This window comes from Pannonibacter sp. CBAS1226, from assembly GCF_055685825.1.
On the sequence record NZ_JBVOUO010000006.1, the window covers coordinates 194,769 to 215,835 of the forward strand.

The window sequence follows — 21,067 nt, forward strand, 5'->3', positions numbered from 1 at the left end:
GCCTGCTCCTGTATTCTGTTGGCTTAGCTCTCGTCCACGATGGTGTTCGACAGAGTTCCGATCCCATCGATTTCGACTTCGACCAGATCGCCGGGCTGCATGAAAACCTTCGGATCGCGGAAGTTTCCGACCCCGCTGGGCGTTCCGGTGGCGATGATGTCGCCAGGGACGAGATCGATGATGGCCGAGAGGTAGGAAATCAGGTCAGGGATCTGGAACGCCAGGTCACCGACCGGCGTGTCTTGCATGACCTCGCCATTCAGGCGGGTCACCATCCGCGGCTTTGCCGGATCCCCCAGTTCGCCGGCAGTGGTGAGGCAGGGCCCCATCGAACCGGAACGCCAGAAGTTCTTGCCGCCCCAGAACTGGGTCGTATGACGCTGGAAGTCGCGGATCGAGCCGTCGTTAAAACAGGTGTATCCGGCGACATGTTCAAAGGCGGCATCCCTGGAGATATGGCGGCCGGCCTTGCCGATGACGACTGCGAACTCCCCCTCAAAGTCGAACATGTGTGAGGCGGCAGGACGCACGAGGGGCTGGCCATGACCAACGACAGAAGACGGATAGCGTGTGAAAATCGAAGGGTATTCCGGCCGGTCCCGGCCGGTTTCCTTGATGTGTCCCAGATAATTGAGACCGATGCAGATGATCTTGTCCGGATTGGGGATCGTCGGCAGCATCGTCACGTCCGCCAAGGCCAGGGTATCGCCGCCAGCGGATGTGAGCAACGTGAGCGCATCGCCCGCGATCAGGGCCCTCAGATCCGCAAACTGTCTGCGCAGGGCCTCGCCCGCGTCCACGGCAGTATCGCCTTCGAGGCGGCCGTAGGAATGGATGCCGTTCGGCAATATATATGATGAAATCCGCAAGGATCGGTCTCCCCTTCATGAAGTCGCACGGAATGGCAGGTGAATGCCGGCATCATTCGCGGTGCACGACAGTGTCGAGCCACGCACAGTTCGGCCGTGGATTTGGAGCGCGAAAGCCCGAGCGGGCATTGTCCAGCCGCATCTTGCGCATCCGGGCCCGGATCTCATCATCTTCGGGAAGATACAGCCGCTCGTGCCCCCAGGTCGAAGGGCCTTCATGTGTTTCGAAAGGCTGCCAGGTCACGGGATCGACGACTTGCGCCCCCCAGCCGTATTCAACGAAGAAGTTGGAAGGGGTGTGCGTGTAGAAGCTCAGCATATGGTCATTGGAATGGCGGCCAAGCGAATAGGCCACGCCTTCCTCGCGTTCCTGGGCAAGGTCGTATCCCTGCCCCACATCATCCAGAGAGAGCAGCTCGACCATGAAGTGGTGAATGCCCTTGCGGCCGGAACCGACCATCGCAAAGCTGTGATGCCGGCCGTTCACGTGAAAAAAGTAGAGCGGATAGGGCGTCAGGCCGAAGTCGGTGACGCGAAACCCCAGCAGGTCGCGGTAGAAGCTCAGGATGCCTTCGACATCGGCCACATGCAGCACCGCATGCCCCATGCCGAGGGACCCGGTCTTGAACCCGGAAATCGGGCGGCCCGAGAGAAACGGGTCGCTTGCGATCTCCGGCCCGCAGAAGACCTCCAGCCGGTTGCCGTCGGGATCGCAGAACGAAATGAGGCGGGCAACGTGCCGTTGACCGGCAAGGCCAGCGTCGTGCCAGGTCACCCTGACCCTGTTGTTCTCAAGCCTGGACGCCAGAGCATCCAGATCGTCCGGCGTGTTCACTTCCCAGCCCATGAAGGCCAGGTCCTCTTCACCTTCCCCGGTCACGATGAGCCGTTGTTTGCGGTCATCCATACGGTAAAGGCTCATGCTGCCGCCCCGATCCACTTTCTGCATGCCGAGAAGATCAGTGGCGAAGCCGTCCCAGTCGCCGAGTTTCTTGGAGTTAATACCGATGTAGCCGAGTGACGTGATGGGCATAGGCTGTCTCCTCCTCGCGTGTGCAGGCGGCCGGATATGGATCGCCCTGCGCACCACCGGCTCCGAACAACCTGTCCGGCGGTAGCGGGCACCGTCTTGCGACATCTAGCCCCCCATCCGCCGTGACGCTCTCACAAAATAGAATTTGTCCGGCCAGCGAACATTTTGGACATCCTGATGGCCATGAAGCGGCTACCCTGAAAAGGAGAAAACTTCTAACATGATGTTTTTGTTATTTTTATTCAGGGACAGACCTTGCGGAAAGAGCCTCAAGATCTGACAGCATACTAAACAAATCGCTTCACTCCCCATTTTTCAACGTGCAAGCTGAGCGGGCTGGAAGTGAAATCAGGTTATGGGAGGAACCTATTTCTGAACCATCGATCAAAGCGTTAGAGCGCGGTGTTGCCGTGCTTCGGGCCATCAACCAGTTCAACGGGGCAAAGCCGGGCGAGATTGCGAAGGCAACCGGGATTCCGCGTCCATCCGTCTACAGGCTCCTGAAAACGCTTGAGGAGATGGAGCTGATCTCGCGAGACCATTTCTCGAACCGCTGGCGTCCAACGCTTCATGTGAAGTCGCTCAGTTCCGGGTATCGCGAGGAGGACTGGGTTTGCCAGATCGCGGTTCCCCATATGATCGAACTCGGCCGTGACGTGCTTTGGCCGCTTGATCTCGTGACCTTGAGAAACAGTCACATGGAAGTCCGTGAATCGACGCACAAGATCAGCCCCTATTCCGTGAACCACGGCATGGTCGGCAGACAACTGCCGTTGGTCGAAACTTCCAGCGGACGGGCGCTTCTTGCCTACATGCCGGAAGAGGACCGGACGGCACTGCTCAATCTTCTGACGGAAACGAACGGGCGGACTGCCCCCTTCATGACCAGGGATGGCCCGTTGCACGCCATTCTGGCGAAAGTCCGGGAACTGGGTGTGGGCTACCGGATCGCGGATTTCACGCCTGAAACCGGCAGCATTTCAGCCCCGATCTGGTACGAGGACAAGGTTTTCGCCTGTCTCACCCTGATCTGGCTGACCAGTGCAATGCCCTTCAGCAAGGGCCTTCAGCTTTATCGCGAAAAGCTCTTGCGCACCGCCGATGCGATAACGCGCGACCTGGTTGGACGGCTGTCCTCGGCCGAGGTGAAACGGCTTCGGGCCGGAGGCTGACTTGTTTTGGAAGTGTTCGCTGTCCGAACACACACAAGAAAGGGGTAAATCGGGATCCGTTTGACCGGTAAAGCGGCAGTTGGGTTGTTCTCAGGGAGGGAGACAGATGAACAAACTGGATGCCTATTTGCGCCGTGGCGCGAAATGGCTGGCACTGCTCGGGTTCGCGGGACTGTTGATGCTGGCGGTCATGACCACGGTTGATGCCTTGCTGCGATCGTTCTTCTCGGCCCCGATCCATGGTGTGAACGATGTCAGCGCCGTCGTCATGGCTGTGGTCATCGCCAGCTGTATCCCGGCCAATCTCGCAGACAGACGGAACATCTCGATCGAAGTTCTGGGCGCGATGCTTGGATTTCGGGCCAACAAACTGCTCCAGCTGTTCTCCAGCCTTGTCGTCTTCATGGTCATCACGGTGATGGCTTGGCAGTTCATTCCCTTCGTGGAAGGCACTTACACAAGCGAACGGCGGACCTGGGTGTTGGCCTGGCCGATCTGGCCCTGGTGGAGCGTCGCCACCGCGTTCCTTTACTACGCGGCGCTCATTCAAGCCTTAAACGTTATCAAGGACATAGCCAGTTTGTTCGATCATCGGACGGCCAAAGATCTTCACGGTCTGAACGATACGGCACCGGGCGGGGGAGCATAAGGATGGATCCTGTAACGATCGCCGTCATCGGGCTAATCTGCATGTTCGTTCTGATTTTGCTGCATGTCCCCATTGGTGTGACCATGGCAGTTGTCGGGGTCGGCGGCTTTGCCGCGATTGCCGGATGGGCGCCTGCAGTCAAACTCCTGGCCTCCGAGCCGGCGGCAACAATGGCCAACCTCGATCTGGCGGTCATTCCGCTGTTTATGTTGATGGGAAGCCTGGCCGCCACAAGCGGATTGGCGAAAGATATCTTCGAAACGGCGGAAGCTCTAGTTGGCCATCGCCCCGGGGGGCTGGCGGCTACGACCATCGTTGCCAGCGCCGGGTTCGGCGCGGTCTGCGGATCTTCGGTGGCAACGACAGCGACATTCGGACGGGTCGCCCTGCCGGAAATGATCGCCCGCGGATATTCCAAGGGAAGCTCGACCGGTGCGGTTGCGGCCGGGGGCACGTTGGGGATCATCGTGCCGCCTTCGAGCATCATGGTCCTCTATGGCGTCCTGACCGAAGTGTCCGTCCTGAAACTCTTCTCCGCTGCAATCCTCCCTGCCCTCTTGTCTGTCTTGCTGTATCTGACAGCCATCTGGATCGTTGCCTGGCGCAATCCTGATGCGATGCCGGGATCGGACAAACTGCCCCTGCGCGACCGTGTTCGTGCATTGGGCCGGTCCTGGGGGGCGATCGCTCTCGCGGTGATCGTTCTGGGAGGGATCTACTCCGGCGTTTTCACGGTGAATGAGGCGGCGGCGGTCGGTGTGGTCTTCGCCTTCTTCTTCGCACTCGGCCGCGGCAAGCTGAACCGCACCACCTTTCTTTCGGTCCTGTCAGAAGCCAGTTCTGCCACTGTCATGATCTACATCATCGTGTTCGGCGCGATGATATTCTCATATTTCGTGAGCATCAGCGGCGTCAGCCAGGAGATGATAGGAGCCATCGAAAATCTCGGGCTCCCGCCGCTCGGCGTCATCTTGTTGCTGGTGTTTATTTACCTGATCCTCGGCGCATTCTTTGATGAAGTGGCAGCTGTCGTCGTCACCTTGCCCTTCGTGCTTCCGGTCATCCTGTCGCTTGGCTACGATCCCATCTGGTGGGGCATCCTGAATGTTGCGTTGATCGGGGTCGGCATGCTGACACCGCCAATCGGGATCAACGTGATGCTGTTGAACGCGATGCGGCGGGATATTCCCCTGTCAACAATCTACAAAGGAGTCTTGGCCTTCTTTTTCGCCGATTGCGTTCGCATCCTCATCCTCGTGCTGTTCCCGCAGGTAACGCTTTGGCTTCCCGCCAGCATGTAGAGACGTCAACGCCGGCAAGCCCCTTACCTCACACGCCCTTACATCCGATCCCCGCTGCGATACGCTCGACCGTAGCGGGGATCGATGTAATTCTTGCAATGCGGCGGCAGGACTGGGCTACGGCGCCACGCTGCCGGCCGGAGCACCCGCCGGCTTGCGTTTGCGCAGGCTGCCATAAATCCCCCAAAGCAGCAGCGCCAGCGTGATCAGCAGCACGGTTGCGCTGATCGGACGTTGCAAGAACGTCATCGGATCCCCCCGGCCCAGAAGCATCGCGCGGCGGAAATGTTCCTCCATCAGCGGTCCCAGGACAAAGCCCAGCAGCATCGGTGCGGCGGGGAAGGAGAGGTACCGCAGCCCGTAGCCCAGAAGCCCGAAGAACGCGACCAGAAGCACATCGAAGGCGCTGTTGTTCACGCTGTAGGTGCCGATGCAGACGAACATCAGAACAGCAGGGAACAGCCATTGATAGGGCACCGTCAGCAGCCTGACCCAAAGGCCGATCAGAGGGATGTTCAGCACCAGAAGCAAAAGGTTGCCGATCCAGAAGCTCATCACCAGCCCCCAGAACAGCGCGGGCTGTTCGGTCATCAGTTGCGGGCCCGGTGCGATGCCGTGGATCATCAGGGCACCCAGCATCAGTGCCATTGTCGCCGATCCGGGGATGCCAAGCGCAAGGGTCGGTATGAAGGCAGTCTGGTCAGCGGCGTTGTTTGCCGATTCCGGCCCCATGATCCCCTCGATCGCGCCGTTGCCAAAGCGCTCGGGCTCTTTTGCCACGCGTTTTTCCAGCGCATAGGACATGAAGGCGGCAATCGACGGGCCGGTTCCGGGCAAGGTGCCAAAGAAGGAACCGACGGCCGAGCCGCGCAGCATGGGGAACCACGAGCGGCGCACATCATCGCGGGTGGGCTTCATGGCCTTGAAACTCACCGACTCGGGACTGACACTCTTTGCACTGACCTTGCCAACGCTGGCGATCACTTCGGACACACCGAACAATCCCAGCGCCAGCGCCACCAGGGCAATTCCATCGGCCAGATCGATCATCCCGAAGGTGAAGCGGCGGGCGCCGGTATAGATATCGGCGCCAACCAGCCCGAACAGCACCCCCAGACAGACCATGATCAGGCCCTTGATCATCGCCCCGCTGGACATGCCGGACGCGGCGATCAACCCCAGAAGCATCAGGGCGAAATACTCGGTGGATGAGAACTGCAGGGCCATCCGGCTGATCACGCCCGAGAAGCCCATCATCAGGATGATCCCCACCGATCCGCCGAAGAAGGAGGCCAGCGTGGTCATCAGCAGCGCCACGCCCGCACGGCCTTGTTGCGCCATGGGATAGCCGTCCAGCGCGGTGATGGCGCTCGATGGGGTACCGGGCACGTTCAGCAGGATCGATGCCGTGCTTCCGCCATAGGTCGTGCCGTACCAGATCCCGGCCAGCATGATCAGCGCGGCAGTAGGTTCCAGTTGAAAGGTCAGCGGAAACAACATGGAGATCGCGGCCAGAACGCCAATGCCCGGAATGACGCCCAGCAGGGTTCCCATGAACACACCGACGAAACACCACATCAGGTTGTTCAGCGACAGGGCGGTTTCCAGCCCCAGCAGGATGTTGCCGGCAAAGCTCATGACCAGTTCCACGCGAAAAGGGGGAACGTCATCCCAAGCCCAAGCTTGAAAATAAGCACCGCCAGAACTGAAAGGAAAAGAACAAGGGCCGCTATGGCCAGCAGTGTGTTGCGCCGGTCAGACAAGGCAGAAATGCCAACCACCGCCAGCACGGCCGGAACAAGGCCCAGAGGCCGCAGAAGCAGGGCGAACGCCACCACTCCGGCCACACTCAGAAAGGCTGTGCGAAGTTCGAACCGGACGGGCATTCTGGCGCCGCCCGATACCGCGCACAGGCTGCGCCAGCTGTTGAATGCCAGCACCAGCCCCAGAAGCGCCAGCGTCACCCCCAGCCCGGTGGGAAACATTCCCGGCCCCATCCGGCGCAACGTCCCCAGCGGATAATTGCCGGCGGCGTAAACGGTGACGGCAACGCCGGCGCAGGCGATCAGCAGGCCGGAAACCAGATCGGCGCGGTCATTCTGGATCATCTCTCCCTCCCTTCAGGTCCTGCGGGCACGGCTTTGCAGCCACCGCCCGCAGGTTTGCTTAGGCCTTAACGCAGGCCTGCGGCACGCACCACCTCGGCCCAGGTTGCGGCTTCCTCGGCGAGATAGGCCTTGAACTCTTCGGCCGTGCCCCCCAGAACGACGCTGCCTTGTGCCTCCAGCGCTGCACGCAGATCAGGATCGGCAAGAGCTTCGTTGATCGCGGTGTTCAGCGCGGTCACGGCTTCTTCTGGCATCCCGGCAGGACCGACGACCGCCTTCCAGTCCGTCGCCTGATAGCCTTCGAACCCAAGCGAGGCCACCGTCGGCACCTCTGGCGCCAGAGGGTGCGGCTCCAGAGAGGTGACAGCCAGCAGACGCACATTGCCAGCCTCCACATGCTGCATGACGCTGGGCAACGAGCCGATATAGATATCGACCACGCCCCCCATCACATCGGAGATCGCCTGCGCGATCCCCGTGTAGGGAACATGCTCGAACTTCAAGCCGCCCTGCAGCATCAGCCGCTCCACCGCCATATGCGAGACGGTGCCGGTCCCGGGCGTGCCATACATGATCGAGCCGGGTTCAGCACGTGCGGCGTCCAGAACAGCGCCGAAATCGGCGTAGGGGCTGTCATTGTAGGTGATGATCCCCATCGGCTGTGTATTGACCAGCGCGATGGGCGTAAAGCCCGCCTGCGGGTCATATTTCACTTCCGGGTTCAGCGCCGGGTTGACCGCCAGGTTCGACGTCTGGCCCATGCCGATGGTCTGCCCGTTGGCGTCAGCGCGCGACAGCTGGTCCATCCCGATCGTCCCGCCAGCTCCGGGGACGTTCAGAACCACAAAATTCCATCCCGTTTTCCGCGCAATCTGGTCATTGAGCTGCCGTGCCAGCACATCCGTTCCACCGCCGGGCGGATAGGGCACGATGTAGTCGATGTTCCCGCTCGGCCAGGACTGGGCGAAAGCCGCACCTCCGCAGGCAAGGAATGCGGCCACGGCCAGCGATGTCAGGTGATGTTTCATCTTGTCTCCTCCTTTGATGAATGGCTTGTTTTGAGTCACGCGCCCGGCAAGGCACAGCCAAGCCGGCGCAGGGCATCATCGATCCAGCTGCGGTCGTTGCTGCGTTCGGCAATCTGCGCCATCAGCCGGGTCTCAGCGGCCTGCTTGGCCACCGCCTTTTCGAGAATTTCCTCCGCCGCCGCATAGGGTACGGCCAGAACGCCATCACCATCGCCGATGATCAGATCACCGGGTTCGATGACCATGCCATCCAGCGCGACCGGCACGTTGATTTCGCCCGGGCCGTCCTTGTAGGGGCCGCGGTGGGTGATCCCTGCGGCCCAAAGAGGCAGGTTAGCCTCTGCAATTGCATCGGCATCACGGACTGCACCGTTCAGCACAAACCCCGCTACGCCCCGGTTGATGGCATGGGCCAGCATCAGCTCGCCCATCAGCGAGTTTGTCAGATCCCCGCCGCCATCTACCACGATCACGTCACCGGGCTCCGCCATGTCGATGGCTTTGTGCAGCATCAGATTGTCGCCCGGACGCGCCTTCACCGTCACGGCGGGGCCCGCCATGCCGCCGCTGCGGTGCATCCGCATCAGGCGCGGCCCGCCCCCCGACATGCGGTGCATGGAATCGCTGACAACGGCAACGGGAAGCGCAGCGAAACGCGCCACCAGAGCGGCAGGCACCGCGCGCTCACGGGTGAGGATGCGAAAACCGATAGACATCTTATTCTCCTGTCGCCGGGGTGAGTTCAGCCAGCAGCTGCCGGTTCATGATGCGGTGTTCGGGAACATGGCGCCCTTCCAGCATGTCTATGATGCCGCGCAATGCTTCCTGTCCGACGCGGGCATTGGCCTCGCGCGTCACGCCGCCGATGTGCGGGGTCAGCACAATGCGCGGCTCGGTCAGGAACGGGTGGTCTGCGGCCGGGGGCTCCACCGCGAAAGTGTCCAGCCCCGCACCGGCCAGATGTCCCGACCGGATCGCCTCCAGCAGGGCCGGCTCGTCGATCAGCCCGCCCCGCGCCGTGTTGACGATGTAGGACTGAGCGGGCATCTGCGCGAGGCTTTGTGCATTGACCACGGCCCGCGTCGCATCGGTCAGCGGGCAATGCAGGCTCAGGATGTCCGAGGTGCGGAACAGGTCCGGCAGGTCCGGGCAGCGGCGGACGCCTGTGCGGGTGAATGCCGCATCTGCGGCGAAGGGATCATGAGCCTGCACCTCCAACCCCAGCCCGCGCGCCATCTGCGCCGCCGCCTGGGCGATCGCGCCCATCCCGAGCAGCCCCAGCCGCATTCCCGCCAGTTCACGCCCGGCAAAACCGGGCTTTTCCCAGCGCCCGGCGCGCAGGCCCGCATCCAGCGGCAACAGGCGTTTCACCGTTGCCAGAACCAGCGCAATGGTGTGTTCGGCAACCGAGACCGCATTCGCGCCCGTTGCGGCAAGAACCGGAATGCCCCGGGCCGCGGCGGCGGCAAGATCGATATTATCGACCCCTGCCCCATGCTTGGAAATCACCCGCAGGCCGGGAGCCGCATCCATTGCCGCGGCATCCAGCCGGCCCATGCGCGAAACCACGGCCACAGCACCGCTGCCGCGCAGAGCGTCCTGAAGGTCCCCGGCCGAAGCATAGGGCGGCGCGTAATGCAGCACATAGCCCGCCGCCTCCGCGATTTCGACAGCAGTTTGATGCAGTTCCGGTCCGGTGACCAGGATGGACTTCGACATAGCATTCCCCCGATGCGGGCAGCAGGCTGCCCGACGGCTTCAATCGGATTGATGGTAAGGTTTTTGCCCCCTCTCCCAAGGGGGCAGGCAAACTCCTCGAGCCGAGCATATGACAAAGCAGCGCTTTACAAAAATGCCAATATTGATATCTTAAATTAAGAAAAACTGCATCATCATGGACACAAGACAACTTCACACCCTTCTGGCGATTGTTCAGCATGGCAGCTTTGCCAAGGCGGCAGAGGTTGTTCATGTGACGCCATCAGCCGTCAGCCAGCAGATTCAGGCGCTGGAGCAAGAACTTGGCGCAACGCTGTTTGAGCGCAGCACCCGCCCGCCCGCGCTCACGCCTCAAGGCGTGCAGGTGGTCGAGATGGCCCAGGACATTCTGCGCCGGGTCAGCGAGGCCCGCTCCGCGCTGTCCGGCGATCAGGTGACGGGAACACTGTTGCTGGGGTCGGTGCGCACCAGTGCGCTGGGGGTCCTGCCCCGCGCCATCATGAAGATGCGCGAGCACTATCCGCAGCTCAGGATCAACCTGCAGGTGGCCAATTCGGCCAGCCTGATTGCGGAAGTCGCCGCCGGGCGGCTGGATGCGGCGGTCGTCGCCGAAAACATGAGCATCCCGCAGCTCATCCGCTGGAGCCCGTTCCTGCGCGAGCCGCTTTGGGTCATTGCTCCGGCCAGCATGGGTAGGGACGCGGCCTCAGGCGACGCGGCCGCAATGCTCCGGACCTTGCCGTTTGTGCGGTTCCAAAGCCCCGTGCCACTGGCTGGCCTGATCGACACGGAACTGGCCCGCTTGCAGATCACCACACAGGACGTGGCCGGAATGGATTCCATCGCGTCCATCATCAATTGCGTGGCCGAGGGGATGGGAATATCCATCGTGCCCAACATCGCCCTGCGCGAACCGCAGGCCGAAGGACTGCTTTATCTTCCCTTCGGCCAGCCGCAGATCTTCCGTCAGATCGGGCTCATCGAACGCATCAATGCGGTGCGGGCCGATGTCATCGACCAGTTTCACGGCATCCTGGCAGAAACCTGCGGCGAGCATGGCGTCAGGCGCAACGAAGAAAACAAGCGCCGGCTGTGACTGGAACTGCGCTGAGTGCTCCCCCCGAAGGATGCGGCGATCAGTTCGCGCCTGCTTGCAAAATCACAACAGAGCGTGCGTTTCGTGGCGTCGGCGCGTTCCGCGACCGCAGCACCAGCGCCGCCGGGCAGCGCCCGGCCGGCACTGTCACCTGCTGGAGATTGTGCCGGCCGTGATGCTGGATGTAATCTCCCGATCCACGCTGATTGCAGACGGACACCACCGATGACCCTTGCCAATTCACTGTCCCTGCTTCTCATCATGGTTGCCCTGGCGGCAATTCCCAGTTCGAGCGTCGCGCTGGTGGTCGTCCGCTCGGCAACGCGGGGTGTCCGCGATGGCGCCGCCGCTGCGCTCGGCATCGTGGTTGGGGATCTCATCTTCGTTGCCCTGGCGATTGCAGGACTTGTGGCAATTGCTGAAGTGATGGGCACGCTTTTCGCCATATTGCGTTATGCAGCCGCCGCTTATCTCATCTGGTTCGGCTTCAGCCTGATCCGTGGCGGCGCCAAAGCCAGCCAGACGGCGGATGAGCGCCGGGCGGGCGGCATGGCCGTGAGCTTTGCCGCCGGCATCGCGCTCACACTCGGCGACGTGAAGGCGATCCTGTTCTATGCGGCGCTGTTCCCGGTCTTGATCGACGTCACCGTGCTTTCGGCCTTCGACATCGGCGTGATCGGCGCAATTACGCTGATTGGTGTGGGCGGCGTGAAACTGGCATATGCCGTCGCAGCACGCGCGATTGTAACCGCGTCACATGGGTTTCCATTCAGAAGGCCCATACGCATGGCCGCTGGCACCTTGATGATCGGCACGGGCGGCTATCTGATCGCCAAAGGGTAGCGATCCGGGCCTGCGATCAGTCCGGTGCGTAGCAAACCGCCTGAAGCTTGTTTCCATCAGGGTCGCGAACATAGGCTGCGTAATAGTTCAAACCGTAGTGCGGCCGCGGTCCAGGCTCTCCCTCATTGAGGCCGCCCCATTTCAACGCCTCTTCATGGAAGGCGTGAACCTGGGCTTTGGTATCGGCGACAAAAGCAATGTGGGTTCCGTTCCCCCATGTTGCGGGACGGCCGTCCTCCGGTGTGTAGATGTAGATCGTCGGCATTTGGCCCTCGCGCTCATAAGCGAGAGGCTTTTCCGCCGGCTTGGGCAATCTGGAAAAGCCGACCGCCCCCAGTACAGCATCGTAAAACTTTGCCGACCGTTCCTTGTTGTTCGTCCCCAAGGTGATGTGGCTGATAACGGACACCGGTTTCTCCCTCGTTCTATGTGGTTGCCAACGGTCCCTGCTGACGCTTTGACCGCGAGCCCAATGCAGAGCTTAGCTCCCCTCGCCGCACTGACCGGCCATGAGGTCAGGACCGAGAAACACCCCGGCAATCGGCCGGCACACCAGCGGCATAGTTTGGCCAAAGCCCCCTCCGGCCGCTTCGAAACCAGGTTCTGCGATGCAGACGCATTGACCTGTCACATCCGGTTAATGCGGATGGAAAATCTCTTCGATGGGCAGAGCGAACAGACGAGCGATCTTGAACGCCAGCGGCAGGCTGGGATCGTAGCGCCCGCGCTCCAGCGCATTGACCGTCTGACGCGACACATCAAGCTTCGCCGCCAGATCCGACTGAGACCAGTTTCGTTGCAGCCGCAACTCCTGAATGCGGTTGTTCATCTGTAGCGCAGACGCCCAAAGAGAACGCCGGCGAGCCAGAGCCCGCACATGACCGGCCAGACAGCAAAGGCCGACAGCCTCGGAAAGCCGGCATTTTCCAGGAAACCGTAGCTGAAAGTTATCAGCGCCGTTCCCGCGAAGGCAAGGGCAAAGGCTTCAAGCTGCAGCCGGCGCTGCAACTCGTCCAGGCGGCGGATGACACCGATGATGGACCAGCAAAGGAAGATTGCAGGGACCATCGGCGCCAAGGTGATCGCGATGGCTGCCCCCCTGTTGCCGATGCCACTGGCCAGAAGACGAAGCGAGACCATCAACGTAATTGCATATGCCAGCATGCTCAAAAAGGCCGGGATCATGTTTCGGACCAGGCCGGCGGGAGTGTTGTTGGTCATGCGAGCACCTGCTGTAAAGCCTGCTTTACACTTATCGGTTCCAACCCGCATGTCAAGCAAGCTTTACAGGCCGCGGTATCCACCGGTCTGAGGAAGCGCTCTTCTCCGCCTCCTGCGCCTGCAGGATCGCGTGATCTGCACAGAACATGCGCCAGGCGGCCGCGGGCGCGAACGGGCCGTCCATATATCTGGCGCGGTCCGAGGCCATGACGTGCGCCACCGTCAGCGCTGCCGGGGCTTCGCCTGATCAGCCGCAGCAACGCGGGCCGGGCCAAGATGCCGTGTCAGGATGGCATCGGCGATCTCGCCCAGAAGCCGCGCGGCGGTGGCGCTGTCGCGGCCGGCGACGTCGGTCAGCGCGACCAGCCCCTCAACCCCGGCGACTGTTGCAAGTGACGCGACCAGATCGGCGGCCTGCGCAGCCGACAGATCATGCGGCAACTCGCCCAACGCGCGCTGCATGTAGCCCACCCGGCGCGCGCCGCGGCTGCTGGTGCCGTCTGCCGCGGTCACGGCATGGGCAAGATATTGCCGAAACGCGGGTTCGTTTTCCAGGGTCAGACGGATCATGGCCGCCGTGATGGCCGCCAGACGCGCACGCAGATCAGTGGTTCCGGCAATGACCTGCTCATAGGGCGGAACCAATGTGGCAAGGCCCGCTTCCAGCGCAAGCGCCTGGGGCTCCGAAAAATACCGGTAGGCCGTCGCGCGCGAGATGCCGTGTTCGGCCGCCGCCGCGGCGACAGTTACGGGCTCTCCCCGGCTCATCAGCCGTCGCGCGCCGTCAAGGATGGCGTCGCGGGTGCGCTGCTTCTGGTTCGTTCGCTCGGCTTTGTCCCGCATCTCGTCTCCCGATCATTTTACCTGTTGAGACACTTGTCTCATGATGATAATAAAAGTCTTATATCGGGAATGAGTCCCGTCAAGGAGAAAACAATGACAGACGCACGTCACTACGATGTCTTCGGCCTGCTGGTCAGCTTCCGGGTCCTGCCAGAGGAAGTGGATGGCAAGTTCACCCTGATGGAGGCCATCGTGCCCCCCGGCTTGGGCGCACCGCCGAATTGCCATGCCGGGGAGACGGAAACCTTCCAGGTTTTGGACGGTGATTTCCTGTTCCTGATCGACGGTAAGTCCATCGCCGCGAAGGCTGGCGACACGCTGGTGGTTCCCGACGGAGCAGCGCATACCTTCCGCTGCACGGGCGATGCCCCCGGCAGGCTCCTGATCGTGAACGCGCCGGGGCGCATGCATGTGGACTTCTTCCGCGGTGTGGGCCGCCCGATGGCCGATGACAGCCGCCTGCCCGAACCGCAGGATGGCCCGCCCGATATGGCCAGGATCATGCAGGTCGCGCAGGCCACCGGCATGACGCTGCTGCCCCCGCAACCGGAGGGTGCCCGATGACCGGGTTCGGCGCCCCCTTTCGCCCGGCTTGCCTGCCGGGGCTTGCCCGGTTCCAGTTCCGCGCGGCCACGGTCTATCTGATGGCCGGCCTTCTGCTGGGCATCGTGATGGCCGCAGGCGGTGATTTCACGCTGAAGGGTGTGCATGGGCACATGCATCTGCTGGGCTGGGTGACACTTGCCCTGACCGGGACCATTTACGCGTTGGCACCGCATCTGGCGGAAGGCGCGCTGGCGCGCTGGCATGTGATCCTGCACAATCTGGGTCTGCCCATCATGCTGGTGGCGCTGACCGCCTATCTGTGGGGCATGACTGCTGCAGAACCGGGGATCGCGGCCGGCGCAATGCTCAGCACCCTTGGCCTTGGGGCCTTTACGCTGGCGGTCTGGCGCGCGCTTTAAGCGCGCCAGTGCTCCCCCCCCCAATGCTTCCCGAGTGCCACACCAGTGCTCTCAGGCTTGCGCCCCAAAGGGGCGGCGCCTATGCTGCCCATCTCCCCCCAACAAGAGGCATGTGACATGGACCTGCCCCTCGCCGCCCGCATCCATCCGGCTCTGCTGCGAAAGGTCCTGTTCCATACCTGCATTCCTGTCCCTGTCCGGGCTGTCCTTTTCCACCCCTGACGGCACCCAGTTATACCAAGGCTTTCGATGCTGACGCATCACGCCTTGAAAATGCTCAAGCGCCGCAAGGGCTTAACCAATGCTCGATGAGTCAAGCTCATCGAGCATTGGTATTATTCTCTGAAATCACCCTGAACTTCGGCGGAGGGCCGACCGGCCTTGCCGGGCGCAACGGTTGTGGCAAATCCACGCTTTTGCTGCTGCTGGCAGGCGCAGTCGAGCCTGGCGCAGGCACCATCACGCGTGCCGGAACCGTCGGCTGGATGCGGCAGGAGGTCCGGCTGGAGGTCCGGCAGCATAGCGTAGGCACTGGGGATTGCCGGAGGCCTTGCCTGCATCCGCCGCCTGCTGCGCGGCGAAGGCAGCGCCGAGGACGCCAGCGCGGCGGACTGGTCGCTGGAGGACCGGTTGACGGATGCGCTGACCCGCGCCGGGCTGGCCGGGATCGCCCCCTCGCACCCTTTCGGCACGCTCAGCAGCGGGCAGCGCGCACGTCTGGCCCTTGCCCGCGTGCTCCTGGAAGCGCCCGATATCCTGCTGCTCGACGAGCCCACCAACAACCTCGACGCCGGCGGGCGCACGCTGATTGCAGAGCTTCTGCGCGGCTGGCGTGGCTGCGTCATCGTGGCCAGCCAGCCGCGCATTGCTTGCATGTGTTGACAGGATCGCGGAAATCACAAACGGGCGCGCGATCTCTTTCGGTGGCCCCTGGCCGGTTTTTGCTGCGGCCCCCGCAGCGCGGCTGGAAGCGGCCAGATCCGCGCTCGACCATGCCGAACAGGCATCGCGCCGCCGGCACCGAGCGCGAGATCAAGGCCAAGCGCAATGTTTGGACGGTACAGGCCGAGGGCCGCGACCGTGACCGCGACGCCGAGCGGGACGACGGCGACCGGGGAATAGGTTGGCATGATTGACGGCAGCGCATGGGGCGCAGTCGTCGGGCCGTAAGGCAAAACATCATCGAAAGGCAATACAGATGGATAACGAAACGAAACAGAAGCCCCGCAAGATAATCGACCTAGACGCGATCCTAGCCAAGCAGCCAGAGGCGGGCGGCCAATGGGACTTAGATGAACTTGTGCAATGGAAATCAAACGCACCCACATGGGAGCGCCTTTTCACCCCCGCCGCCGTGGCCGCGATTAGAGCCGCCGCCGGAAGGATTGGGTGTTCGCCGGAGGTATATATCCAGATCGCCACCCTGCGGCAGCTAGACAGCGACATACGCTAGCAGCGCCCCCCGCGCCCCGGCGGGGGGTTTTTCGATTACAAAACCAAAACGCGGGATCAACGAAGGTATGCAGGCCAGTACCGACGCTCACGGTCGTGCCAGTATCGGTATCCGTTGCCGTCGCGGTAGAACGTGTAACAAGTCCGTACGCCCGAATTGCTGTTGGTCGTGCAGAGCACGCCGTCATTGGCAATCTGATAGGTGCCCCGCGCGCTCATACGGCTATCGTCATACCGATAGGTGCCATCCCGCGAGAACATGAACGTTCCTGTTCCCTGACTCCATGCCCGCCCAACAAAGGTGCTACGCACCTGATCAGCCGTCAGACGATTGCCGTTATCGGCCGCTGCTGTCTGGCAGGCCATCAGGCCCAGCATGAAAAGCGCGGCGAAGACCGCGCCGCAGCGTGACAAGCTCGGGAACATCATTGTTTACCTCGGTAGCGCGGCTTTGATGCGGTCGAGGATCGTCAGCGACTCCCGCATGGCTCCGGTGTCGTTCTGTTGATGGGCGCGGTCGTGCAGGGCGCGGCCCCTTTCGAGTTGCCGGGTAAGGTCGGCTTTCCTGTCGGCGGGCAACGAGGCGGCGGCCAGCCGGGACGCCACGTCCGGGTATTCCGCCGTACCCCGGCAAGCAAGTGCGCTGGACGCCCCCGCCACGGTGAACATAAGCCCGCCTAAGAGAAGTGCGGCAGGCCGCGGGAAATGTTTATGTTGGTTGGTCATGGGTGCCCCCGGCTTCCGTAACGATTGTCCATGCCCCCCGCCTCATATGCGAACGGGCGCGCGACTACGACCCGCGCGACGGGCCGCCCGATTATTTTCATAAGGGTGGCTACCGGCAGGTGTCACCGGCAAAGTTGGAAGGCATGGAAAAATCGGAAAACGCAACGAATAGGTGATCCCTCTCAAAAGCTTGATCGGGAGTTCCGGTCTGGCTAGAAAGGAGAAAAAGAGCCGCGTGAGGGGACGGCATGGGGGACAAGTTCGCCAGTTTTTCAGAATGGTGGCAGCTGTTCGATGCTTTGTGCATCGAGCGCGGCCATGTCGATAACGACCACCTTGCCAGCGAATATTGCAATCTGACCAAGAAGAAGGCGGGCGGCGCTTACGAAAGCGCACTGAAAAGCCTGAACAACTGGCGCAGGGGGTTGCACACCCCCAGCCGCCGAAACTTCCGCATCCTGACCTTGCTGCTTCGCGTGGAGGACATGGCCGATGCGCTGCCGTACTGGCACCGGCTTTATGAAGATGCCCAGCGGCGCACACCTGCCACCGAACCGGACAACGGCGACGCGAACGGACACACGGGCATCCCCGAAGGGATAGCACCGCCCCACCCTGTTGCAGCGTCCCGCCGCGTCCGTCATTGGCAGATTGCCGGAATCGTGGCCCTTGTGGTGTTGGCCGCTGGCGGCGGCATGATCGGATTGAGCGGTTGGCAGGAGTCGGAAAGCGCGGCCATCCAAAGGAAACGACCCGAACCCGGCCCGCGTGTGATCGACATGACTGACCAGCGCATTTACTGGCGTGAGCGTTCCGAGGTGAGGGTAGGCGAGTCGGTTGTGATCCACGCCAAGCGTGGACGCTGCGGCGAGCAGCCGCCATCGTGGGAAGAGGTGTTCGAGTATCTGCCGGAACTCTCCACGGGCATTTGGTCAGATGGAGGGGTAGGCTACCGCGTCAGCCGCTCATGTGGCGGAGCGACTCCCGCAAGGGCGGTCGTGTTCACGGCCACGCGCCCCGGAGAAGATCGGTTCATGCTTTACGAAGACCCCATCACGATCCGCGTGGAGCAGTAGCCCCCGCCCACAATTCCTGACAGGCAACGCCGGCCAGGCGCGGCCAAACCGTCAGCTATTCGGTATCCCTGCTGACCTGTTTCCCTTTTGCCCGTTTGCTTTGTACTTGTTTTGTTCTTTTTTGATTATATGGATGTTTTTGAATGGTTTTACCCCCGTTTTGTGGACGAGGTTTTTTTGTTTTGTTTTTTGATTTGGTTGCGGGGGCAGGATCTAATCTTCACTTGCGCCCCGAGCAAGTAAAGATGGTTGCGGGGACCGGCGTCGATCATAACTTGCGATCGACGCCGGTAAAGATGGTTGCGGGAGGGCGCACCCATCATAACTTGCTGTTTCGGGCCGCCGCATAGCAACCTTGCCAAGGTTGGAGTCAAGGGTTCGAATCCCTTCGCTCTCTTCAGATTTCTAAAGGAAATCAAAGGATTGAGTAAGGGCCATCTTCGGGTGACCCTTCCCTTTTTGGGCTTGGCCAACACCTGGTCAACACGAATGACGCCTGAGCAGGCAGGACGGGATGATCGCCTGAACACCAGCCGGACGATGCCTCGGCGAGCCGAACTGATTCGAGTCCGTCTCCAATGCGCATTGCCCAACTGGCTCGGGCAGACAAGTGGACCCGCGTATCGTTTCAGGCCGGGCGAGTTCCTTCACCGCGACCAGCAACAGCCCGATGGACAGGAGGGCCGGAATGACGGGTACACTGCCGCCATGCCAGCGTTTTGTTTCGGCGCTGGGCTGGAGATGCCCATAAGGATCAGGGCGAGAACGGCGTTTTTGCCGGCGCGATTCCAAGTCTCGAAGACGTCCGACTCTTGGCTCAGGTAAGATGAGGTACATCACAGGCGCCCAATCCCCGAACGATATCGAGCGCGCTCAAGTTCGATCCTTAAGGCTGCCTTAAGCCTCGTATAGAAATGCGACCTGGAACCTCGGGTGATAACCATGCGCGTGCTGATAGTCGAAGATGATGCCGTCCTCAGAGACGGATTGACGGTGGGCCTTTCGATTGGCGGCTTCACCGCCGATGCGGTCAAAACCTGCGAAGAAGCCGGCGCAGCTCTCACGAACCATGAGTTCGATGCGCTGGTGCTTGACCTGATGCTTCCCGACGGTTCCGGCCTCGACGTGCTGAAATCCCTGCGGGAACGGCAGGACGCCACGCCCGTCCTCCTCCTGACTGCGCGTGATCAGGTCGCCGACCGGATTCACGGACTGGATGCGGGGGCCGACGACTATCTCGGCAAGCCGTTCGACCTCGACGAGGTCGCGGCGCGGCTGCGCGCGCTCGTCCGCCGTGCCGCTGGCCGGCCGCAGGCGCTTATCGAATGGCGCGGCCTGCGGCTCGATCCTGCAAACCAGAATGTCGAACACCAAGGCGAACCCATCCGCCTGTCGCGGCGCGAATACTCGATTTTGCATGCCCTCATGATCCATCCCGGCCGGATCCTGTCGCGGAGCCAGATCGAGGAGAAGCTTTACGGCTGGCAGGAGGAGGTCGAGAGCAATGCTGTCGAGGTCCACATCCATCATCTTCGCGGCAAGCTGGGACCGGGCATGATCCAGACCGTCCGTGGGATCGGCTATCGCCTCGGAGACGAACCGTGATGCCGTCGATCTCCAAACGGCTGTTCCTGATCCTCGCCCTGACCACCGGTCTCGTCTGGCTGTCGGCGGTCGTCTGGATTTTCCTTTCCACGCGCGCGGAGGTGGAACGGGTTCTCGACGCGCGGCTGATGGAAGCCGGCCGGATGGTTTCCTCATTGATCGTCAGCCAGGAGATCGCCATCGATCCGACGCAAACGATCACGTCCGATCTGCCGGTGCGCGGCCACAGCGCCTATGACCGCCAGCTTTCGTGCCAGATCTGGTCGCTGCAGGGGACATTGATCGGGCGATCGGATGCGGCGCCCGATCAAGCAATGTCGGAGCACACCGACGGGATCTCCGAAACCGTGATAAATGGTGAGCGGTGGCGGGTTTATGCAATCACCAATACCGAGCGCGGTGTTCGCGTTCTGGTCGGCGACAATCTGAGTATCCGTAACGGGTTGGTGAACGACGTCATCCGCGGTCTTCTCCTGCCGGTCCTGCTGATGTTGCCGGTTCTTGCTGTCCTGATCTGGCTCAGCGTCAGGCGCGGCCTTGAGCCGCTAAGGAAGATCGCAGGCGACCTGGAAGCACGACCCGCCTCCGACCTCAGCCCGATCGAGGACGTGCAGACCGCGAAGGAGATTGCGCCGGTCTTGCAGTCGCTCAACGGATTGTTTGCACGCGTGGCCGGGCTTCGGGAACGCGAGCGCAACTTCACCGCCTTTGCCGCCCACGAACTGCGCACGCCGTTGGCCGGCCTCAAGACGCAGGCGCAGGTCGCGCTTGCAAGCGGCGATGGCACGATCCGCGAGCAGGCATTGCGTCAGATCATGGTTGGCGTAGACCGCACCGGCCGGCTCGTTCGGCAATTGCTGGATATGTCGGCGGTTGAGGCGCTCGACCAGGGCGAGCGTAGTGGGAAGGTATGGCCCGGGAGTATACTGAGAGCGCTCGCGGACGAATTAGCAGATCCGACCAGGGGCGTTGCGGTCGAGGTTTCCCCTGATCTTGACCGCATCGAGCTGGACATCGAGCCGGATCTGTTCGCTCTTGCTGCCCGGAATCTGATGGAGAACGCTGTGAACCATTCGCCGCCCGGAGGCGTCGTCAGGTGTCGTGTGGCCGGCCCCGCCGAAGAGGGCCAGATGATCATCGAGGATGATGGTCCCAGTATCCCCGAGGAGGAGTTGGCCCGCGTCACCGAACGCTTCTTTCGCGGCCGCAACAAAGTACCGGTCGGCAGCGGTCTCGGTCTCGCGATCGTCGAACTGGCGCTCGGGCGGAGTGGTTGGCACCTACGACTTCAGAATCGCGATTGCGGAGGGCTGCAAGCGGTGATGGCGAACGCCGCGTGACCCGTTGCACATACATGGTGC

Annotated in this window: 25 protein-coding genes, 1 tRNA gene and 1 pseudogene; 14 read left to right on the forward strand and 13 right to left on the reverse strand. The window is 62.0% G+C overall.

The features are described 5' to 3' along the window. Nucleotides 1-23: 23 nt before the first annotated feature. Nucleotides 24-869, reverse strand: coding sequence for a fumarylacetoacetate hydrolase family protein (locus AC0CMF_RS17460; protein WP_374628845.1), 846 nt, complete (start codon nt 867-869; stop codon nt 24-26). Between the two features lie 52 nt (nt 870-921). Beyond that, nucleotides 922-1,902 (reverse strand): VOC family protein, encoded by a 981-nt coding sequence (locus AC0CMF_RS17465; RefSeq protein ID WP_374628846.1) that lies wholly within the window; start codon nt 1,900-1,902, stop codon nt 922-924. A gap of 383 nt (nt 1,903-2,285) precedes the next feature. On the opposite strand from AC0CMF_RS17465, the gene AC0CMF_RS17470 reads away from it, so the two are divergent. The 3 genes from AC0CMF_RS17470 (at nt 2,286) to AC0CMF_RS17480 (ending at nt 5,024) form a co-directional block, all read left to right on the forward strand. Further along, entirely contained in the window at nt 2,286-3,074 is a 789-nt protein-coding gene (locus tag AC0CMF_RS17470) for a helix-turn-helix domain-containing protein (RefSeq protein ID WP_122521524.1), read from the forward strand. 106 nt (nt 3,075-3,180) lie between these two features. Next, nucleotides 3,181-3,723, forward strand: coding sequence for a TRAP transporter small permease (locus AC0CMF_RS17475; protein ID WP_374628847.1), 543 nt, complete (start codon nt 3,181-3,183; stop codon nt 3,721-3,723). A gap of 2 nt (nt 3,724-3,725) precedes the next feature. Further along, nucleotides 3,726-5,024 carry a TRAP transporter large permease gene (locus tag AC0CMF_RS17480; protein WP_472482280.1) on the forward strand — a complete coding sequence of 433 codons (1,299 nt, stop codon included), beginning with the start codon at nt 3,726-3,728 and terminating at the stop codon, nt 5,022-5,024. A 117-nt stretch (nt 5,025-5,141) separates the two neighbouring features. Here the strand turns inward: AC0CMF_RS17480 and AC0CMF_RS17485 are convergent, their stop codons facing one another. From AC0CMF_RS17485 to AC0CMF_RS17505, 5 genes are all read right to left on the reverse strand, one after another. Continuing rightward, entirely contained in the window at nt 5,142-6,662 is a 1,521-nt protein-coding gene (locus AC0CMF_RS17485) for a tripartite tricarboxylate transporter permease (protein WP_186392726.1), read from the reverse strand. Further along, nucleotides 6,659-7,132, reverse strand: coding sequence for a tripartite tricarboxylate transporter TctB family protein (locus tag AC0CMF_RS17490; protein ID WP_050472944.1), 474 nt, complete (start codon nt 7,130-7,132; stop codon nt 6,659-6,661). Before AC0CMF_RS17490 ends, AC0CMF_RS17485 begins: the two co-directional genes overlap by 4 nt. A gap of 65 nt (nt 7,133-7,197) precedes the next feature. Next, nucleotides 7,198-8,160, reverse strand: a complete 963-nt coding sequence (locus tag AC0CMF_RS17495) for a Bug family tripartite tricarboxylate transporter substrate binding protein (RefSeq protein ID WP_374628848.1) — start codon at nt 8,158-8,160, stop codon at nt 7,198-7,200. A 35-nt stretch (nt 8,161-8,195) separates the two neighbouring features. Next, nucleotides 8,196-8,876, reverse strand: a complete 681-nt coding sequence (locus AC0CMF_RS17500) for an RraA family protein (RefSeq protein WP_123195085.1) — start codon at nt 8,874-8,876, stop codon at nt 8,196-8,198. Nucleotide 8,877: 1 nt separating this feature from the next. Next, nucleotides 8,878-9,879, reverse strand: a complete 1,002-nt coding sequence (locus AC0CMF_RS17505) for a hydroxyacid dehydrogenase (RefSeq protein ID WP_374628849.1) — start codon at nt 9,877-9,879, stop codon at nt 8,878-8,880. Nucleotides 9,880-10,054: 175 nt separating this feature from the next. On the opposite strand from AC0CMF_RS17505, the gene AC0CMF_RS17510 reads away from it, so the two are divergent. Further along, a complete protein-coding gene (locus AC0CMF_RS17510; RefSeq protein WP_374628850.1) occupies nt 10,055-10,975 on the forward strand; it encodes a LysR family transcriptional regulator in 921 nt (306 codons plus the stop codon). A 225-nt stretch (nt 10,976-11,200) separates the two neighbouring features. Continuing rightward, nucleotides 11,201-11,818 (forward strand): LysE family translocator, encoded by a 618-nt coding sequence (locus tag AC0CMF_RS17515; RefSeq protein WP_197717527.1) that lies wholly within the window; start codon nt 11,201-11,203, stop codon nt 11,816-11,818. Between the two features lie 16 nt (nt 11,819-11,834). On the opposite strand, the gene AC0CMF_RS17520 is transcribed toward AC0CMF_RS17515, so the two are convergent. From AC0CMF_RS17520 to AC0CMF_RS17535, 4 genes are all read right to left on the reverse strand, one after another. Next, nucleotides 11,835-12,227, reverse strand: a complete 393-nt coding sequence (locus tag AC0CMF_RS17520) for a VOC family protein (RefSeq protein WP_374628852.1) — start codon at nt 12,225-12,227, stop codon at nt 11,835-11,837. A 228-nt stretch (nt 12,228-12,455) separates the two neighbouring features. Next, nucleotides 12,456-12,647 (reverse strand): helix-turn-helix transcriptional regulator, encoded by a 192-nt coding sequence (locus tag AC0CMF_RS17525; protein ID WP_058898917.1) that lies wholly within the window; start codon nt 12,645-12,647, stop codon nt 12,456-12,458. After that, complete coding sequence (locus AC0CMF_RS17530; protein ID WP_374628853.1) at nt 12,644-13,090, reverse strand: hypothetical protein; 447 nt, start codon at nt 13,088-13,090, stop codon at nt 12,644-12,646. The genes AC0CMF_RS17525 and AC0CMF_RS17530 overlap by 4 nt, the downstream gene beginning before the upstream one ends. A 171-nt stretch (nt 13,091-13,261) precedes the next feature. Then, nucleotides 13,262-13,882, reverse strand: coding sequence for a TetR/AcrR family transcriptional regulator (locus AC0CMF_RS17535; protein WP_374628854.1), 621 nt, complete (start codon nt 13,880-13,882; stop codon nt 13,262-13,264). Between the two features lie 93 nt (nt 13,883-13,975). On the opposite strand from AC0CMF_RS17535, the gene AC0CMF_RS17540 reads away from it, so the two are divergent. The 5 genes and pseudogenes from AC0CMF_RS17540 to AC0CMF_RS17560 all read left to right on the forward strand — a co-directional run bounded on the left by AC0CMF_RS17540 (nt 13,976) and on the right by AC0CMF_RS17560 (nt 15,983). Further along, nucleotides 13,976-14,446, forward strand: coding sequence for a cupin domain-containing protein (locus AC0CMF_RS17540; RefSeq protein ID WP_208991478.1), 471 nt, complete (start codon nt 13,976-13,978; stop codon nt 14,444-14,446). Then, complete coding sequence (locus AC0CMF_RS17545) at nt 14,443-14,847, forward strand: hypothetical protein (protein WP_374628855.1); 405 nt, start codon at nt 14,443-14,445, stop codon at nt 14,845-14,847. Before AC0CMF_RS17540 ends, AC0CMF_RS17545 begins: the two co-directional genes overlap by 4 nt. Nucleotides 14,848-15,155: 308 nt before the next feature. After that, nucleotides 15,156-15,311, forward strand: a pseudogene (locus AC0CMF_RS17550) (ATP-binding cassette domain-containing protein); the annotation flags it as partial. Between the two features lie 154 nt (nt 15,312-15,465). Next, nucleotides 15,466-15,729, forward strand: a complete 264-nt coding sequence (locus tag AC0CMF_RS17555) for an ATP-binding cassette domain-containing protein (protein WP_374628940.1) — start codon at nt 15,466-15,468, stop codon at nt 15,727-15,729. A gap of 110 nt (nt 15,730-15,839) precedes the next feature. After that, complete coding sequence (locus AC0CMF_RS17560; RefSeq protein WP_374628945.1) at nt 15,840-15,983, forward strand: hypothetical protein; 144 nt, start codon at nt 15,840-15,842, stop codon at nt 15,981-15,983. Between the two features lie 373 nt (nt 15,984-16,356). Here the strand turns inward: AC0CMF_RS17560 and AC0CMF_RS17565 are convergent, their stop codons facing one another. Both AC0CMF_RS17565 and AC0CMF_RS17570 read right to left on the reverse strand, forming a co-directional pair. Continuing rightward, on the reverse strand, nt 16,357-16,728 hold the full coding sequence (locus AC0CMF_RS17565) for a hypothetical protein (protein WP_374628856.1): 372 nt from the start codon (nt 16,726-16,728) through the stop codon (nt 16,357-16,359). A 3-nt stretch (nt 16,729-16,731) separates the two neighbouring features. After that, nucleotides 16,732-17,025 carry a hypothetical protein gene (locus tag AC0CMF_RS17570; protein ID WP_374628857.1) on the reverse strand — a complete coding sequence of 98 codons (294 nt, stop codon included), beginning with the start codon at nt 17,023-17,025 and terminating at the stop codon, nt 16,732-16,734. 248 nt (nt 17,026-17,273) lie between these two features. Here AC0CMF_RS17570 and AC0CMF_RS17575 point away from each other — a divergent pair, with 248 nt between their 5' ends. The 4 genes from AC0CMF_RS17575 to AC0CMF_RS17590 all read left to right on the forward strand — a co-directional run bounded on the left by AC0CMF_RS17575 (nt 17,274) and on the right by AC0CMF_RS17590 (nt 21,046). Then, nucleotides 17,274-18,101, forward strand: a complete 828-nt coding sequence (locus tag AC0CMF_RS17575) for a hypothetical protein (RefSeq protein WP_374628858.1) — start codon at nt 17,274-17,276, stop codon at nt 18,099-18,101. A 306-nt stretch (nt 18,102-18,407) separates the two neighbouring features. Then, nucleotides 18,408-18,498: transfer RNA gene (locus AC0CMF_RS17580), tRNA-OTHER, on the forward strand. 545 nt (nt 18,499-19,043) lie between these two features. After that, on the forward strand, nt 19,044-19,706 hold the full coding sequence (locus AC0CMF_RS17585; RefSeq protein ID WP_012092695.1) for a response regulator: 663 nt from the start codon (nt 19,044-19,046) through the stop codon (nt 19,704-19,706). Next, nucleotides 19,706-21,046 carry an ATP-binding protein gene (locus AC0CMF_RS17590; RefSeq protein WP_374628859.1) on the forward strand — a complete coding sequence of 447 codons (1,341 nt, stop codon included), beginning with the start codon at nt 19,706-19,708 and terminating at the stop codon, nt 21,044-21,046. The genes AC0CMF_RS17585 and AC0CMF_RS17590 overlap by 1 nt, the downstream gene beginning before the upstream one ends. Nucleotides 21,047-21,067 lie beyond the last annotated feature (21 nt).